Origin of the sequence: Noviherbaspirillum sp. (assembly GCF_035944575.1) — a bacterium.
In the GTDB taxonomy this organism is placed as follows: Bacteria; Pseudomonadota; Gammaproteobacteria; order Burkholderiales; family Burkholderiaceae_D; genus Noviherbaspirillum.
This window is the reverse complement of sequence record NZ_DASZBA010000079.1, coordinates 13,697-29,301: the sequence shown is the minus strand read 5'-3', so window position 1 is coordinate 29,301 and position 15,605 is coordinate 13,697. Positions and strand designations below refer to the sequence as shown.

11 protein-coding genes and 1 tRNA gene are annotated in these 15,605 nt (G+C 57.1%); 8 read left to right on the top strand and 4 right to left on the bottom strand.

Annotation, left to right across the window (positions count from 1 at the left end):
- Both VGU61_RS04550 and VGU61_RS04545 read right to left on the bottom strand, forming a co-directional pair.
- Positions 1-467 (bottom strand): IclR family transcriptional regulator (locus VGU61_RS04550; protein ID WP_326857910.1); only part of this gene is annotated, 467 nt, incomplete at its 3' end.
- 313 nt (positions 468-780) lie between these two features.
- On the bottom strand, positions 781-2,742 hold the full coding sequence (locus VGU61_RS04545; protein ID WP_326857909.1) for an APC family permease: 1,962 nt from the start codon (positions 2,740-2,742) through the stop codon (positions 781-783).
- A 135-nt stretch (positions 2,743-2,877) separates the two neighbouring features.
- Between VGU61_RS04545 and VGU61_RS04540 the strand changes: the two genes are divergently transcribed.
- The 4 genes from VGU61_RS04540 (at position 2,878) to VGU61_RS04525 (ending at position 6,223) form a co-directional block, all read left to right on the top strand.
- Positions 2,878-2,964 (top strand) — tRNA-Leu (locus VGU61_RS04540).
- Between the two features lie 179 nt (positions 2,965-3,143).
- The gene (locus VGU61_RS04535) at positions 3,144-4,058 is read left to right on the top strand and encodes a 5'-nucleotidase (RefSeq protein ID WP_326857912.1); all 915 of its coding nucleotides are present in this window, start codon (positions 3,144-3,146) and stop codon (positions 4,056-4,058) included.
- 43 nt (positions 4,059-4,101) lie between these two features.
- Complete coding sequence (locus VGU61_RS04530) at positions 4,102-5,448, top strand: adenylate/guanylate cyclase domain-containing protein (RefSeq protein ID WP_326857908.1); 1,347 nt, start codon at positions 4,102-4,104, stop codon at positions 5,446-5,448.
- 25 nt (positions 5,449-5,473) lie between these two features.
- Entirely contained in the window at positions 5,474-6,223 is a 750-nt protein-coding gene (locus tag VGU61_RS04525) for a TssQ family T6SS-associated lipoprotein (protein WP_326857907.1), read from the top strand.
- Positions 6,224-6,284: 61 nt separating this feature from the next.
- Here VGU61_RS04525 and VGU61_RS04520 read toward each other — a convergent pair whose 3' ends face one another.
- On the bottom strand, positions 6,285-8,597 hold the full coding sequence (locus VGU61_RS04520) for an NADP-dependent malic enzyme (RefSeq protein ID WP_326857906.1): 2,313 nt from the start codon (positions 8,595-8,597) through the stop codon (positions 6,285-6,287).
- 258 nt (positions 8,598-8,855) lie between these two features.
- Here VGU61_RS04520 and thiL point away from each other — a divergent pair, with 258 nt between their 5' ends.
- From thiL to VGU61_RS04500, 4 genes are all read left to right on the top strand, one after another.
- Positions 8,856-9,821, top strand: coding sequence for a thiamine-phosphate kinase (thiL, locus tag VGU61_RS04515; protein ID WP_326857905.1), 966 nt, complete (start codon positions 8,856-8,858; stop codon positions 9,819-9,821).
- Positions 9,818-10,348: a phosphatidylglycerophosphatase A gene (locus VGU61_RS04510; protein ID WP_326857904.1), complete on the top strand. Its 531-nt coding sequence runs from the start codon at positions 9,818-9,820 to the stop codon at positions 10,346-10,348. The genes thiL and VGU61_RS04510 overlap by 4 nt, the downstream gene beginning before the upstream one ends.
- A gap of 73 nt (positions 10,349-10,421) precedes the next feature.
- Positions 10,422-14,096: a hydantoinase B/oxoprolinase family protein gene (locus VGU61_RS04505; protein WP_326857903.1), complete on the top strand. Its 3,675-nt coding sequence runs from the start codon at positions 10,422-10,424 to the stop codon at positions 14,094-14,096.
- 145 nt (positions 14,097-14,241) lie between these two features.
- The gene (locus VGU61_RS04500; RefSeq protein ID WP_326857902.1) at positions 14,242-14,727 is read left to right on the top strand and encodes a CinA family protein; all 486 of its coding nucleotides are present in this window, start codon (positions 14,242-14,244) and stop codon (positions 14,725-14,727) included.
- A gap of 38 nt (positions 14,728-14,765) precedes the next feature.
- On the opposite strand, the gene pyrF is transcribed toward VGU61_RS04500, so the two are convergent.
- Positions 14,766-15,584 carry an orotidine-5'-phosphate decarboxylase gene (gene pyrF, locus VGU61_RS04495; protein WP_326857911.1) on the bottom strand — a complete coding sequence of 273 codons (819 nt, stop codon included), beginning with the start codon at positions 15,582-15,584 and terminating at the stop codon, positions 14,766-14,768.
- Between the last annotated feature and the right edge of the window lie 21 nt (positions 15,585-15,605).

Sequence of the window (15,605 nt, the reverse complement as noted above, 5' to 3'; positions counted from 1 at the left end):
AACACCGCTTCCTGTATATCTTCCGGCGCAAAAGCCAATAACAGCTTTCCTGTGGCGCCGACATACAGAGGGCGCCGATCTCCCATTTGCGTATGGATGCGTATTGCATTTGGGGCATCCCACCAGGCAACGCAGACTGTCTCCAAATTATCCCGAATCCGTATCAGGACTGTTTCTTTGCAGCGCTGCCCTATCTCCGCAAGATGAAATTTTGCCAAACTGGTAATATTCACCTGCTCCTGCGCAGCGGCACCTATAAAAAGTGCTCGGTAGCCCAAGCTGTAAGTGGCAAGGGGTTCTTTTCTGCGTACCAGCCCGCTTTCTTCCAGGGTTCCCAAAAGGCGAAATGCGCGCGCCTTCGTGGTGCCGGAACGCTTGGCGAGTTCTGTCACGCCTAAATCAGGCTGCTGCGCGACCAAAAACAGCAAGTCCATGGCCGCACTCACCGCCTCGACGGTGTAAGTCATAGGTATTCGAATCCTTAAAGTTCTGTAAACGACAAAGCGAACTTGATTGTTCGCCTAAGTCAGGCAGTCGACAAATTGGCGATGCCTATTCTAATGAAGCATCAACAGAAGCGCTGCCAAGAAAAACAAAACACTATTCTCCCAGAACCACCAATGACGTGCCATGACGAGCGCTAATTGGCACGAATACTTAATAGAATACAACAACGTTCAAGTTCAGCCCAGAAAATAAACAACTGCACAATAGAACTGCCTTGCTATTGCTGAGATAAGGAAATTTGTATTGTGCAATATAAAACTGGTCTCTGTTTTATTACACCTTCATTGGCAAAATTACCATTTGCAAGCTCTCAAAATGCAAACGCCTTTGTATCGCTAGGGCAGCCTGATTATGCAGTAGTCGGGTGAACCAATTGTCATCTTCGAAAATGAGCTTACTGGTAAAAAAAATAGAGTTAGGGTATTTCGAGCTGATGTCTTCGCAAAGTTTGGTCACTTTATCTACCACATCAGTACCGAAACCCAGGTAAGCTGCGGACGCCATGTTATGACTATGGCAGAAATCAATGAAATACTTCAGGGTGGCATTTGCTTCGGCACGCATCTGCTCGACAGCGCCCTCACCGCCATAGGCATGTGAATCCACAGTGCGGGCATTCACAAAAATAAAATTCTTGAAGTGTCCCGGAAACATGCGCTGGACCCAAAGCAGTGCATGGAGACCACCGCCACGAGAACTGCCCACTATGAAGACTGCCGTTTGCGCATCTGGGTCCGGTATGACAGTCCCTGTATGCGGACCAAAGGGTTGATTGGCAAAGACCTGGTCGACCGAATGAATGGCATCCTTCGTATCGCGATAGTGATTGCGGATATACAGGCATAACGAAGCGATTGCGCCGATGATGACGACTGCCGCCCAGCCTCCCTCGGCAAAGCGTTCAACCAACAGGACGGCGAGAATGCTTGCGCAGATCACGAACCCGGTTAGTGAAAGGCAGAACCGCTTCTTCCAGACTTCGAGCTCCTTGCGGTGCCGCCACCAGTAAAGACACAGTCCGAATAACGAGATTGCGAAAGTAAGAAAGACCGAGATCGAATAGAGAACCACAAGCAGCGTCACGCTGCCCCCTGTCCAGAAAAGGATTGCCAGCGCGGCGATGCCCATCATCAGGATGCCGTTTTGCGTTACTAATCGCGTGGACAGGTAGCGAAATTTATGCGGCACCCAGGAATCTGCCGCCATATTTGCCAGCACCGCAGGACCACCCAGAAAACCTGTATTGGCTGCGACGAAAAGCAGGCCGGCCTCAAATACCAGAACCACGGTCAATGCGATACGATTGCCCCACTCGCCGCCAAAGCCGATGCTTTCGATAATCGCCTTGAAGGTCGAGGCATTGAGTGTTTGTCCTTCCACCGGCTTTGCATCCCATAACAGATAGAGAAGGATGATGCCGCTGGCAGTAAATGCGAGCGACAAGGCCATGTAAATCATGGTCATCTTTCCGGTGTGGACGCGTGGCTCGGCCAGGATATTGACGTTGTTGGAAACAGCTTCCAGACCAGTGTAGGTTCCCCCGCCTTGGGAATATGCAAGCAACAGCATGCCGGCGACGCTTATCCACCCGATATTGCTTGCCAGCTCAGTCGTTTCGCTAAGGGTGACCGGGACGAGGTCCGGAAGATAGGAAGCATGTGCAATGATGCCGTAGACGATCAATGCAAAATGGGTGAGGACGAAACCAAGAAAAATCGGCAGAAGGATGCGGATCGCCTCTTTCATCCCCCGCAAGTTCAGGATGATCAGCAAACCGATGAAAAACGCCTCGGCCCATAACTTGTAGGGATGAAAACCGAGCGGAAGCAGCGAGGCCAGGGCCTCCACGCCGGCCGCAACTGAAATTGCGATCGTCAGTACGTAATCCAGAACCAAGGCGCAGCCGGCAATCAATCCCATATAGGGACCGACCAGTTTTGACGCCACTCGGTAACCTCCGCCCCCTGTTGGAAACAGTTCGATGACCTGGTTATAGGCAAGCGCAATAATAAATACGGTGACCGCGGTTGCAATCGCCATATACAAGCCGAGGTGCGTATGCTCGCCGAGGGCACGAAACGTTTCCTCCGGACCGTATGCGGAAGACGACAGGCCATCCGCACCGAGCCCGACCCATGCCAGGAACGCCACCAGCGCAAGCGAATGTCGCGTTTCGGCCTTGAGGGGATCGAGTGCCTTGCCGAGCACGATTTCGCGAAGTTTGCGGGACTTCATTAGTAGGAGATGCCTTCGAACACATGGAAGAACGGAAGTAGGCGATCATACGCTGCCAAATTACGATATGACAATGCAGAAGCTGCCGGATGTGTTGCCCGAACGTCGCAAATCGGCCATAATAGCGGCTGTGTCGCCGAGATGGCGGAATAGGTAGACGCACGGGACTCAAAATCCCGCGGTGGTGACACCGTGCCGGTTCGATTCCGGCTCTCGGCACCAATGTGAACGCACCCAATGAGGTGCGTTTTTCATTTGGAACATGTATATCGAGTGCTTCCCTTTTGCAGGTATTCACCTGCAGCGGTTCAATTCCCTGTTTGCAGACAGACCTGCGCAATGCGATACCATTGCCGGGATTGCAGTCGCATGTGCAAATTGCCATTTCAAATAGCCGACATATGCCCTTTTCCCTTGACAACCTTTTGGTAGTTGGCATCTCTTCCCGCGCACTTTTCGACCTTGAGGTGGAAGAAACGATATTTCGCACACAGGGACTTGAGGCGTACCGGCGCCATCAATTGGAAAACGAGAATGAGATCCTGAAGCTGGGTGCCGGTTTTGCACTCGTTCGGGCTCTGCTGAAGTTGAATGTATTGACCGACAACCAGCGTTTTGTCGAAGTCGTGATCATGTCCCGCAACTCTTCCGAGACATCGCTGCGTATCTTCAACTCCATTGATCATTATGGACTCGATATTACCCGTGCAGTCTTGTCGGGAGGCGCTTCGCTGGCTCCTTATCTGCAGGCGTTCAACGTCAGCCTGTTCCTGTCGTTACATGAAGACGACGTCCAGGCAGCAATCAATTCCGGCGTTGCCTCCGCCCTTCTCTATCAGAAACCCGACAATGCGTTTGACGAACTCGACCAGATTCGGATCGCATTCGACGGAGACGCGGTGATCTTTTCCGATGAATCGGAACATATATTTCAAACGCAGGGCATCGAGGCATTCGAAAACCATGAACGTGAAAATGCAAAAAAACCTTTGCCCGAGGGACCTTTTGCACGCCTTCTGAAGGCACTGTCTTTCATACAAAACAACTACAAAAGCGCTGATGGCAGATCCGCACCGATTCGCACCGCGTTGGTGACCGCAAGGTCGTCACCAGCACATGAACGGGTGATCCGCACACTGCGGGCATGGGATGTGGCAATTGATGAAACATTTTTCATGGGCGGCGTCGCCAAATCGGACGTGTTGGCGGCGTTCAAGCCGCACATCTTTTTCGATGATCAGCCGGCCCATTGTGATCGCGCCGCGCCCCTGGTTCAGACAGGACGGGTCCCGCTACGGCGTGGCGCTGACTCTTGATTAAATATCATACAAGTTCGTTAATGAATACCGGTGATTTCGGTTGTCTGCATCTATCGGCACAACGGATTTCAGTGAAAAATATGTCCTGCAGTCAATAAAATCATTCCACGGGGTAAAATCAACGTTCGTTCGCAAACGCGTTCGGATGACGAGACCCCTCCGTATGAATGAAGTAACGCCCTCTCTGAAACAATTGAATCGCACCTTTATCGGTAGCGTGCTGTTCATTGACATCGTCGGCTATTCGCTACGCACCGTGCCGGATCAGCTTGAGATGAAGGAGTTGTTCAATAACTTGCTGGCGGAAGCGGTACACAATATTGCTCCCAGCGAACGGATCATGGTCGATACCGGCGATGGCGCCGGCATCGCTTTCCTTGGCGACCCTGAAGATGCGCTATTCGCTGCGCTTTCCCTTCGCGATGCCATCGCCGAAGGCCGGGCGACCGCCGGCGAACCCGGCTTCGTCCGCATGGGCATCAATCTTGGACCGCTGAAAGTGGTCAGGGACATCAACGGCCATACCAATATGATCGGTGATGGCGTCAACGACGCCGAACGCGTGATGAGTTTTGCCGAGGCCGGTCAGGTCATGGTGTCGCATTCCTATTACGACATCATTTCCCGCTTTTCCCGCGATTACGCGCAGTTGTTCGTCTATGAGGGTACGCGCCACGACAAGCACGTTCGCGAGCATGAGATATACCGATTTGGTCCGGTTGAAGGAAATCAAAACCTCGCCGAAAAACTGCGCGATCGTTCTCGCGCGAGACACATGATTGAAGCGGCTCCCACACCGCCTGCCTCGACTTGGACGCGTCTTACGGCCACCGCCGGGGACGGGCCCCGCCAGAGATTTTCCGCTTCGCGCGTCGGCATGGTTGCTGTGGCCATCGGTGCAGTGTCGATTGTGGGCGCGGTATGGTCCTGGACCACCACGCCAGAAATGCACGGAAGCGTGAAGCCGTCAGTCATCGCCGTAGCGCTTCCCGCCGTGCCGGTGCAAGTGAACGCTCCGGCAGCGGTGCAGGATCAAAAAACGGAAGCGAACGTTCCTGAAGCGCCCGTGTTACAGAAGGGACGGTCCGATGCTCCTGTGGCAGGCCCGACAGCCGAACTTCCTGCGCTCGAAAAGCCTGCGGAAAAGAATGAAACAAGCGCCACTCCGGCGCCCCCAGCCAAGCCCGGTAAAGTCAGGCTCGCCGTGCAGCCCTGGGGAGAGATCTACGTTAATGGCAGCAAACGCGGAATCAGCCCGCCGTTGAAAGCCGTGGATCTTGCTCCAGGCCGCCATCGCATCGAAATCCGCAACGGCGAGTTTGCGCCGCACAAGGAAACCGTCGAAGTCAAAAGCGGCGCCGAGACGACCGTACATTACGTATTTTGAATCACTCGCAGATTAACTACCTGGTATGAGCAAACTTGTCCCTTCCCTGCTGGCCCTCCTGCTTTCGGCCTGCGCCCAACTTGGGCAACAAACAGCCGATCAGTCAACCATCTCCCAAGCCGAGGCACAATCACTTTACAAGCGCGGCATCACCAGTTACAAGGAAAGCCGCTACGACGCTGCATTGACCGACCTGACAGCGGCAATCGACAGCGGGCGCCTCGGTTCGGCAGACATTCTGGATGCACGCAAGCATGTGGCATTCATCAATTGCGCGAGCAGCCGCGAATTGCCATGCCGCGAACAGTTCCAGGCGATCTTGAAGGCGGATCCGAAATTTGAGCTTGCCGCCAATGAAGCGAGCCACCCGCTATGGGGCCCCGTCTGGCGTTCCGTCAAGGGTGCCTCCGAGGAACAGCGTGCCGTTAGCCGCGCCGGCAGCACCACGGCCACACCGGCGCAAAACAAGCTTGCGGAAGGAATCAAGGAATACGATGCCGGCAACTACAAGAATGCTGTTGATGCATTGCAGTCAGCAATCAAGATGGGATTGCCCGAGCAGGCTGATGAAATAAGGGCGCGCAAGTATTCCGCATTCACCTACTGCCTTACTCGCAAAACCACGCTTTGCCGCAGCGAATTCCGCAAGCTGTTCACCTTGCATCCGGGCTTCGAGTTATTGCCATCCGAAGCCGGGCATCCATCCTGGGCAAATGTATATCGCAGTGAGAAAGCTGCGGCACAGAAGACAGCGAAGAAGACACCGAAGTCCTAGCGACAGATACGCATAAAAAAGCCGCTCCGGATGGAGCGGCTTTTTTACTTCAACTCCGGCATTAACGCTGGGAGACGGAATCCATCACACATAGTGCCGTCATGTTGACGATCCGGCGCACTGTGGCCGAAGGCGTCAGCACATGCACCGGCCGGCTGCATCCGAGCAGGATCGGACCGATGGCGATCCCGTTCCCCGCGGCAGTCTTGAGAAGGTTGTACGAGATGTTGGCCGCGTCGATATTCGGCAACACCAGCAGATTGGCGTCGCGCGTCAATGTCGAGTCCGGCATCATGGTTCGCAACAGTGCCGGATCCAGCGCCGCATCGCCGTGCATTTCGCCATCAATTTCCAGATCGGGCGCGATTTCTCGAATGATTGCCAGGGCTGCGCGCATCTTTTTGGCCGAATCGCTGTTGCTGCTGCCGAAATTGGAGTGCGACAGCAAGGCTGCCCGCGGCACAAGGCCGAACCTACGCATTTCTTCCGCCGCCATGATCGTGATTTCCGCGATCTGCTCGGCGGTCGGGTTTTCGTTGACATGCGTGTCGACGATGACGATCTGACGGTCGGGCAGGATCAATGCATTCATCGCGGCATAAACATTGACGCCTTCGCGTTTGCCCAGCACCTGGTCGATGTAATGCAGATGGAGGGACGTGGTGCCGAAGGTACCGCAGATCATCCCGTCGGCATTGCCCTTGTGGATCATCATTGCGCCGATCAGTGTATGGCGCCGGCGCATCTCCAGTTTTGCATACTGTTCGGTGACGCCCTTGCGACGGGTCATCGCCAGGTAGGTTTGCCAGTAGTCGCGATAGCTCTCGTCATATTCGGTATTGATGACCTGGAAGTCGACGTCCGGCTTGAGGCGCAAACCGAATTTTTCGATCCGTTGCGCCAGCACCGCCGGGCGTCCGACCAGGATAGGCTTTGCAAGCTTCTCATCAACCACTACCTGCACGGCGCGCAGTACGCGCTCTTCCTCGCCTTCGGCAAAGACGATCCGCTTTTTGGAAGCGGGCGCTTTCTTCGCCACCTGGAAGATCGGTTTCATGAAGGTGCCGCTGCGGTAGACGAATTGTTCCAGCCGACCGGCGTAGACTTGCATGTCCTCGATAGGACGCAGCGCAACACCCGATTCCTCGGCGGCCTTCGCTACCGCCGGTGCGATTTTCATCATCAGGCGCGGGTCGAAAGGCTTGGGAATGACGTACTCGGGACCGAACGAAAGATTGCTGATGCCGTATGCCGAAGCCACGATGTCCGATTGTTCCGCTTGCGCAAGGTCGGCAATAGCGTGAACGGCGGCGATCTCCATCTCCCGCGTGATGGTGGTCGCACCCGAATCAAGGGCGCCCCGGAAGATATAGGGAAAGCACAGAACGTTGTTGACCTGGTTGGGGTAGTCGGACCGGCCCGTGGCGATCACTGCATCATTGCGCACCGCCTTGACTTCTTCCGGCAGGATTTCAGGCGTCGGGTTGGCCAATGCAAGTATCAGCGGTCTGGCCGCCATGGCCTTGACCATATCCGCTTTCAGGACACCGCCGGCAGACAGGCCAAGGAATATATCCGCATCAGGAATCACCTCTGCCAGCGTACGTGCGTCGGTCTCCTGCGCAAAGCGCTCCTTGTCTGGGTCCATCAATTCCTTGCGGCCCTTGTAGACGACACCTGCAAGGTCGGTAACAAAGATGTTTTCGATCGGGAAACCGAGGTCGACGATCAGGTCCAGGCAGGCGAGTGCCGCTGCGCCCGCGCCAGACACAACCAGCTTGCACTGGCTGATCTTCTTGTTGACCACTTTCAGGCCGTTGAGGATCGCTGCGCCGACGATGATCGCGGTTCCGTGCTGGTCATCATGGAACACCGGGATTTTCATCCGGTCGCGCAATTTCCGCTCGATATAGAAGCACTCGGGCGCCTTGATGTCCTCGAGATTGACACCACCGAATGTCGGCTCCAGTGCCGCGATGATGTCGCACAACTTGTCGGGATCGGTTTCGTTGATTTCGATGTCGAACACGTCAATGCCGGCAAACTTCTTGAACAGGACGCCCTTACCTTCCATGACCGGTTTGGCTGCCAGCGGTCCGATGGCGCCAAGACCAAGCACCGCGGTGCCATTGGTGATGACGGCGACGAGATTGCCGCGCGCGGTGTATTTGAAGGCGTTTGCCGGATCGACTACGATCTCTTCACATGCGGAAGCAACCCCGGGCGAATAGGCCAGCGCCAGGTCGCGCTGGTTGGTCAATTGCTTGGTCGGCGTTACGCTGATTTTGCCGGGGGTAGGAAACTCGTGGTACTCGAGTGCGGCTTGGCGCAACTGCTGGCGGAGTTCTTCTTTTTGATTAATGGGGGAATCCATGCTCTGCAGCCTTCCTTTTTTAAGCTTACGGAAAGCTTACGATTTTATCAGAGCAGTTCTGCCATTTTGATACGTATTTATCCTAGTTTTCTTCACTTGAAGAAAAACGGGATCGCAAAATTGAATAAATGAAACATGATTTTATTGAAACGAAGTTAGGTTAATGGACACTAACCATCTTGTCGCCCCCGATTCAATCGACCGGTGAGTACAAAGCCTATTCAGTCTGCTCATAGCGGCCTTCGGTACAATCCTGACATGTTGTCCGAATTCGACCTGATTGCCCGATATTTCACTCGCCCACCGCGTCGCCAGGATGTGAGCGTCGGCATTGGTGACGATTGCGCCTTGCTGATCCCCGATCATGAAGCGCAGCTTGCCATTTCATCCGACATGCTCGTCGAAGGGCGGCATTTTTTCCCCGGTGCGGAGCCCCATGCCTTGGGGCACAAATGCCTTGCAGTAAATCTGTCGGACCTTGCCGCCATGGGAGCGGAGCCAGTGGCTTTTACCCTTGCGCTCGCGCTGCCGGAGGCTAACCAGGAATGGCTGGCGCGATTCTCTTCCGGCCTGCTGGAATTGGCTGACCGGCATGGATGCGAGCTGATTGGAGGCGACACGACGAAAGGTCCGCTCAATATATGCATCACCATATTCGGCAAGGTGCCGCCTGGCCAGGCGTTAAAGCGCGACGCCGCCCGCGCCGGCGATGACATCTGGATATCGGGCAACCTGGGTGATGCACGTCTGGCCCTGGCCGGTTATCGCAGCGAACTCGATCTCGATGAATCCACACTTGCAAACGCGGCCGGTCGGATGCATAGGCCGACCCCAAGGGTTGAACTCGGAATGGCGTTACGGGGAATTGCCCGTGCTGCCATCGATGTTTCAGATGGCCTTTCGGGCGACATTGCTCATATCTTGAAGAAATCAGCCGTCGGCGCACGCCTTCAGATAGACGCATTGCCCGCGGGTCCGATGCTGGCCGCGCAGGACCAGTCGATACGCAGGCGCTTCATGCTGGCCGGCGGCGACGACTACGAATTGTGCTTTACCGCTCCGGCATCGATGCGCGATGCGGTTCTGCACGCCGCCGCCGCCAGCGGCACGGCAGTCACCCGGGTAGGCGTGATTGAGGATAAACCCGGCCTGCGTCTCGTCGATCGGGACGGAGCAATACTGGATTTGGAAACCGACTCTTTCGACCACTTCACTTCACCATGAACACACTCGAATCCGGCCAGGAAGTCTATGTCACCAAGCCGAGCGCCCGCTTCATGCTCTCTCATCCTGCGCACATTCTGGCGCAAGGTTTCGGCAGCGGGTTGTCGCCGGTCGTGCCGGGCACCACCGGCACCTTGTTCGGATGGCTGGTTTTCTATGTGCTGACGCTGCGCTGGCCGTCGATATTCACGCCGCTCACATGGGGCATCATCATCGTTGTCGGTTTCGTGATCGGCATCTGGGCTTGCCAGCGTACCGGCAAGGATCTCGGCATATCGGACCACGGCAGCATGGTATGGGACGAGATGATTGCATTCTGGATCGTGCTTGTCTTCCTGATGCCGGCGGATGTTTCGACCCAGTTATGGGCATTTCTGTGCTTCCGCTTTTTCGATATGGTCAAGCCGCCCCCCATTCGTTACTTCGACCGACGCTTCAAAGGCGGCTTCGGCGTGATGTGGGACGATATCGGCGCATCCTTTTACACACTGCTGGTGTTTGCCTTGTGGCGGACGATCTGGCCATAACGAGGCACGGCCGGCAGGAACCTCGCCAAGCCGCGCTGGCAACCTTGTCTCAATAGGAAATAGTGAATGCATCATGGCGTCGGAACAATCGTTACACGGTGAACAGGATAAACGCTGGCAGTTCTGGGTCGACCGGGGAGGTACCTTCACCGATATCGTCGCGCGTCGCCCGGACGGCAGGCTGATGACCTATAAGCTGCTGTCCGAGAACCCGGAACAGTACAAGGACGCGGCGGTCGCCGGCATCAAGCGTCTGCTGGGCGCAGGTGATGACGAGACGATCCTGCCGGCCATGGTGAAGGCCGTAAAAATGGGCACCACGGTGGCCACCAATGCGCTGCTGGAACGCAAGGGAGACCCGACCGCCCTGCTGATCACACGCGGCTTTCGCGATGCATTGCGAATTGCTTACCAGAATCGCCCCCGGCTCTTCGAACGCCATATCGTGCTGCCGGAATTGTTGTACTCCCGGGTCGTGGAAGTCGATGAACGCATCGATGCGCGCGGCGAAATTCTCAAGCCGCTGGATGAAGCCGAAGTAAGGCAGGAGCTGGATGCTCTATATGCGCAGGGATATCGTTCGGTCGCGGTCGTGCTGATGCATGGCTACCGCTTCACAGCGCATGAGGATGCCATCGGCCGCATTGCCGGCGAGATCGGATTCACGCAGATCTCCCTCTCCAGCAAGGTCAGCCCGATGATGAAACTGGTGTCGCGTGGCGACACTACCGTGGTTGACGCTTATCTCTCGCCGGTTCTGCGCCGTTATGTGAACCAGGTGGCGAGCCAGATGGATGGCGTGCGCCTGCTATTCATGCAGAGCAATGGCGGCCTGACCGATGCACATCGTTTCCAAGGCAAGGATTCCATCCTGTCCGGCCCGGCCGGCGGCATCGTCGGCATGGTACGCACCGCGACGACCGCTGGCTTCGACAAGATCATCGGCTTCGACATGGGCGGCACGTCGACTGACGTGTCGCACTATGCGGGCGAGTTCGAGCGCGAGTTCGAAACGCGGATTGCAGGTGTCAGGATGCGTGCGCCGATGATGAGTATTCATACGGTAGCGGCCGGCGGTGGCTCCGTCCTGCATTTTGACGGCTCCCGCTACCGTGTCGGCCCGGACAGCGCCGGGGCCAATCCGGGTCCGGCTAGCTATCGGCGCGGCGGCCGGCTTGCCGTCACCGATTGCAATGTCATGCTGGGCAAGATCCAGCCGAACTATTTTCCATCGGTGTTCGGCCCGAATGCCGACCAACCGCTGGATCGCGACGTGGTGGTGAGCAAGTTCACCGAGATGGCGGACGAGATCTTTCGAGCTACAGGCAGCCGCCGCACGCCGGAGGAAGTGGCGGAAGGCTTCATCGAGATTGCAGTCGGGAACATGGCCAACGCCATCAAGTTCATTTCCGTTCAGCGAGGTCATGACGTCACCGAATACGCGCTGAACACCTTCGGCGGCGCCGGCGGCCAGCATGCCTGCCTGGTTGCGGATGCGCTCGGCATGACTAGGGTATTTGCCCACCCTTTCGCCGGCGTGCTGTCGGCCTATGGCATGGGACTGGCGGACCAGACCGCGATGCGCGAACAATCCCTTGAAATCACCCTGTCGGGTTCCATCCTGGCCACACTCGAAACAAGACTGCATGTCTTGGCGGATGAAGCGTGCCGGGACCTCCTTTCCCAAGGCGTTGAACAGACACGCATCCGGGTGGCGAAGCGCGTTCATCTGCGCTATGCAGGCACCGACTCTGCAATCGTCGTGCCGTACGAAGCGGTCGACCGGATGATTGCGCAATTCGAAGCCGTGTACAAGAAGCGCTATTCCTTTCTGATGCCCGGCAAGGAACTGGTGGCCGAAGCCATATCGGTGGAAGCAATAGGTTTGTCGGATGAAACGGCAATCCATGCAGTCGAATCGGCACCTCGCGACGGGCCGCTGAAGCCGGCCGAGATCGTGAAGCTTTTCTCCGGCGGCAAATGGCACGACACGGCGCTGTACCGCCGCGAAGACACACGGCCTGGCGATCTGATCCGCGGCCCGGCAATCATCGCCGAGAGAAATGCGACCAATATCGTCGAACCCGGCTGGATCGCTGAAGTGACCAAGGATGATCACCTGGTTCTGACGCGGATTGAAGCACGCAGGCCACGCAAGGCGATCGGCACCAGCGCCGACCCGGTGATGCTGGAAGTATTCAACAATCTGTTCATGAGCATCGCCGAACAGATGGGGCTGCGGCTGCAGAACACCGCCTTCTCCGTCAACATCAAGGAACGCCTCGACTTCTCGTGCGCACTGTTCGATGCCGACGGCAACCTGATTGCCAATGCACCGCATATCCCGGTACACCTCGGCTCGATGGGCGAAAGCATCAAGACCATTATTCGCGAGAACAGCGCCACGATGCGGCAGGGTGACGTCTTCATGCTGAACGATCCCTATCACGGCGGCACCCACCTTCCGGACATCACCGTGATTACGCCGGCATTCGACCAGGCGGGCAGGCAGGTATTGTTCTATGTCGGTTCGCGCGGCCATCATGCGGATATCGGCGGCATTACGCCCGGTTCCATGCCTGCCGACAGCAAGGTGGTGGAAGAGGAAGGCGTGCTGATCAATAACTTCCAGCTCGTCAAGGGCGGCCGCTTTCTCGAGGAGGAAACCATCGCCCTGCTCTCTTCCGGCGCCTACCCCGCGCGCAATGTCAGGCAGAACCTTGCCGACCTGCAGGCGCAGATCGCGGCGAATCAGAAAGGCGTGGACGAGTTGCTGAAGATGGTCGGTCATTTCGGCCTCGACGTGGTGCAGGCGTATATGAAACACGTGCAGGACAATGCCGAAGAAGCTGTTCGACGCGTGATTTCCGAGTTGAAGGACGGCAGCTACGAATACCGGCTGGATAACGGCGCTGTCATCAAGGTAGCGATCCGCGTCAATCATGCGGCGCGTACCGCGGACATCGATTTCACCGGCACCTCGCCTCAGTTGCCGAACAACTTCAACGCGCCGAGCGCGATCTGCATGGCGGCCGTGCTGTATGTGTTCCGCACCCTGGTCGATGATGAGATTCCGCTCAATGCCGGCTGTCTGAAACCGCTGAATGTCATCATCCCGGAAGGCTCCATGCTGAATCCGCGCTATCCGGCGGCGGTGGTATCCGGCAACGTCGAAACATCCAGCTGCGTCACCAATGCGCTGTACGGCGCGCTCGGCATTCTCGCATCGGCCCCGGGAACGATGAATAACTTCACTTTTGGCAATGACAAACACCAGTACTACGAAACCATCTCCGGCGGCTCCGGCGCCGGAGATGGTTTCAACGGTACCGACGTGGTGCAGACGCATATGACCAATTCCCGCCTTACCGATCCGGAAGTACTGGAGTGGCGCTATCCGGTGCGACTGGACAGCTACGAGATCAACCCGGGCTCTGGCGGGCGCGGCAAATGGCGTGGCGGTAACGGCGGAATCCGCCGGGTGCGGTTCCTGGAAAAAATGACCGCATCCATCCTGTCCAACAATCGCATCGTGCCGCCTTTCGGCGTGGCGGGCGGCGGGCCGGGCAGATGCGGACGCAACTATGTCGTCCGCGCAGACGGCACATGCGAGGAACTCGGCTTCGTCGCCAGCACCAATGTCGAACCGGGCGACGTCTTCGTGATCGAGACGCCGGGGGGAGGCGGATACGGAGCGGAAGAAATGCCTGGCATGCGTACCGCGCAGGAAGCTGCAACCGGGAAGTAATGTTCATTGGTATTCCGACGCGCGGTAAGCAGCCCGCCTGACTGCGCGTCGACCGGGCAGGAACGGTATTGCGGATGGTAGAGTGAGTCCTGGTTGGCGATCAGCGCCATCGCTGTCGATGCAGCGCACACTGTTTGAGGAAAAAATGGATGACATCACCGCACTTGCACAACGCGTAGGCGCCGCCTTGCAGGCAAAAGGCATGATGCTGGCGACTGCCGAATCCTGTACGGGCGGCGGCGTGGGACAGGCAATTACGGATGTCCCTGGTTCGTCTGCATGGTTTGACTGCGGCTTTATTACTTACTCCAACACCGCAAAGGCCAGGCTGTTGGGCGTTGCACCGGAGCTGATCGAACGGCACGGCGCTGTCAGCGAGGAAGTTGCGGATGCGATGGCAAAAGGCGCACTCGCCAACAGCAACGCGCAGATAGCCGTCGCCACGACCGGAATCGCCGGGCCCGGCGGCGCGGTGCCGGGCAAGCCGGTCGGCACGGTGTATTTTGGCTGGGCCAGAAACGGACACAGCAATGTCGAGCGCATGGTATTTGCCGGAGACAGGCAGGCAGTGCGGCAGCAGTCGGTCGCGCACGGCTTGAAAGGCCTGCTGCGCTTCCTGGAACAAATCTGATCCGAATATTGCGACTGGCGGAAACCTGCTGTTTTACTTCACCGGAAACGGTTGATTGCGTCCCGGGTTTCCAGCGCAACCCGCCGTGCGGCCCGCGTGAAATCTTCACCGGCATCCGGCTTCGCATACAGGATGGCGCGCGAGGAATTGATCATCATGCCCGTACCGGCAGCCGTCTTGCCGGCTTTTACCGTTGCCTCGATGTCTCCGCCCTGCGCGCCGATGCCCGGCACTAGCAACGGCATGTCGCCGGTCAGGCGGCGGACCTGCGCAAGCTCTTCCGGGAAAGTAGCGCCCACGACCAGCGCGCATTGTCCGTTGGTATTCCATTTATCGGCCACCAATTGCGCCACATGCTGGTACAAGGGCTTGCCTTCCACGGTCAGGAACTGCAGATCGGAGCCGCCCGGGTTCGACGTCCTGCATAGCACGATGGCGCCGCGGTCCTTCCATTCGAGATATGGCGCAACCGAATCGAAGCCCATGTAGGGATTGACGGTCACCGCGTCGGCGCCGTAACGCTCGAACGCTTCGCGTGCGTATTGCTCCGCGGTAGCGCCGATGTCGCCGCGCTTCGCGTCAAGCACGATGGGCAGGTGTGGATAGCTATCGCGCAGGTAGGTGCATATTTCTTCAAGCTGGTCCTCTGCCCGCAATGCAGCGAAGTATGCGATTTGCGGCTTGAAAGCGCAGGCCAGTTCCGCTGTTGCATCGATAATGGCCTTGCAGAACGCAACGATCGAATCCGGCTTTCCCTGCAGATCCGCAGGAAACCTCGTGATATCGGGATCCAGGCCAACGCACAGGAGGGATTGATTGGATTGCCAGGCGGCGGAAAGTTTGTCGATGAAGGTCACGGCGAATGATCGGTGGTTCGG

Excerpts from the sequence above, each read along its gene's own strand:
- VGU61_RS04545 (WP_326857909.1), bottom strand. The coding sequence starts at position 2,742 with ATGAAGTCCCGCAAACTTCGCGAAATCGTGCTCGGCAAGGCACTCGAT.
- VGU61_RS04535 (WP_326857912.1), top strand. The coding sequence starts at position 3,144 with ATGCCCTTTTCCCTTGACAACCTTTTGGTAGTTGGCATCTCTTCCCGC.
- VGU61_RS04525 (WP_326857907.1), top strand. The coding sequence starts at position 5,474 with ATGAGCAAACTTGTCCCTTCCCTGCTGGCCCTCCTGCTTTCGGCCTGC.
- VGU61_RS04520 (WP_326857906.1), bottom strand. The coding sequence starts at position 8,597 with ATGGATTCCCCCATTAATCAAAAAGAAGAACTCCGCCAGCAGTTGCGC.
- thiL (WP_326857905.1), top strand. The coding sequence starts at position 8,856 with ATGTTGTCCGAATTCGACCTGATTGCCCGATATTTCACTCGCCCACCG.
- VGU61_RS04510 (WP_326857904.1), top strand. The coding sequence starts at position 9,818 with ATGAACACACTCGAATCCGGCCAGGAAGTCTATGTCACCAAGCCGAGC.
- VGU61_RS04505 (WP_326857903.1), top strand. The coding sequence starts at position 10,422 with ATGGCGTCGGAACAATCGTTACACGGTGAACAGGATAAACGCTGGCAG.
- VGU61_RS04500 (WP_326857902.1), top strand. The coding sequence starts at position 14,242 with ATGGATGACATCACCGCACTTGCACAACGCGTAGGCGCCGCCTTGCAG.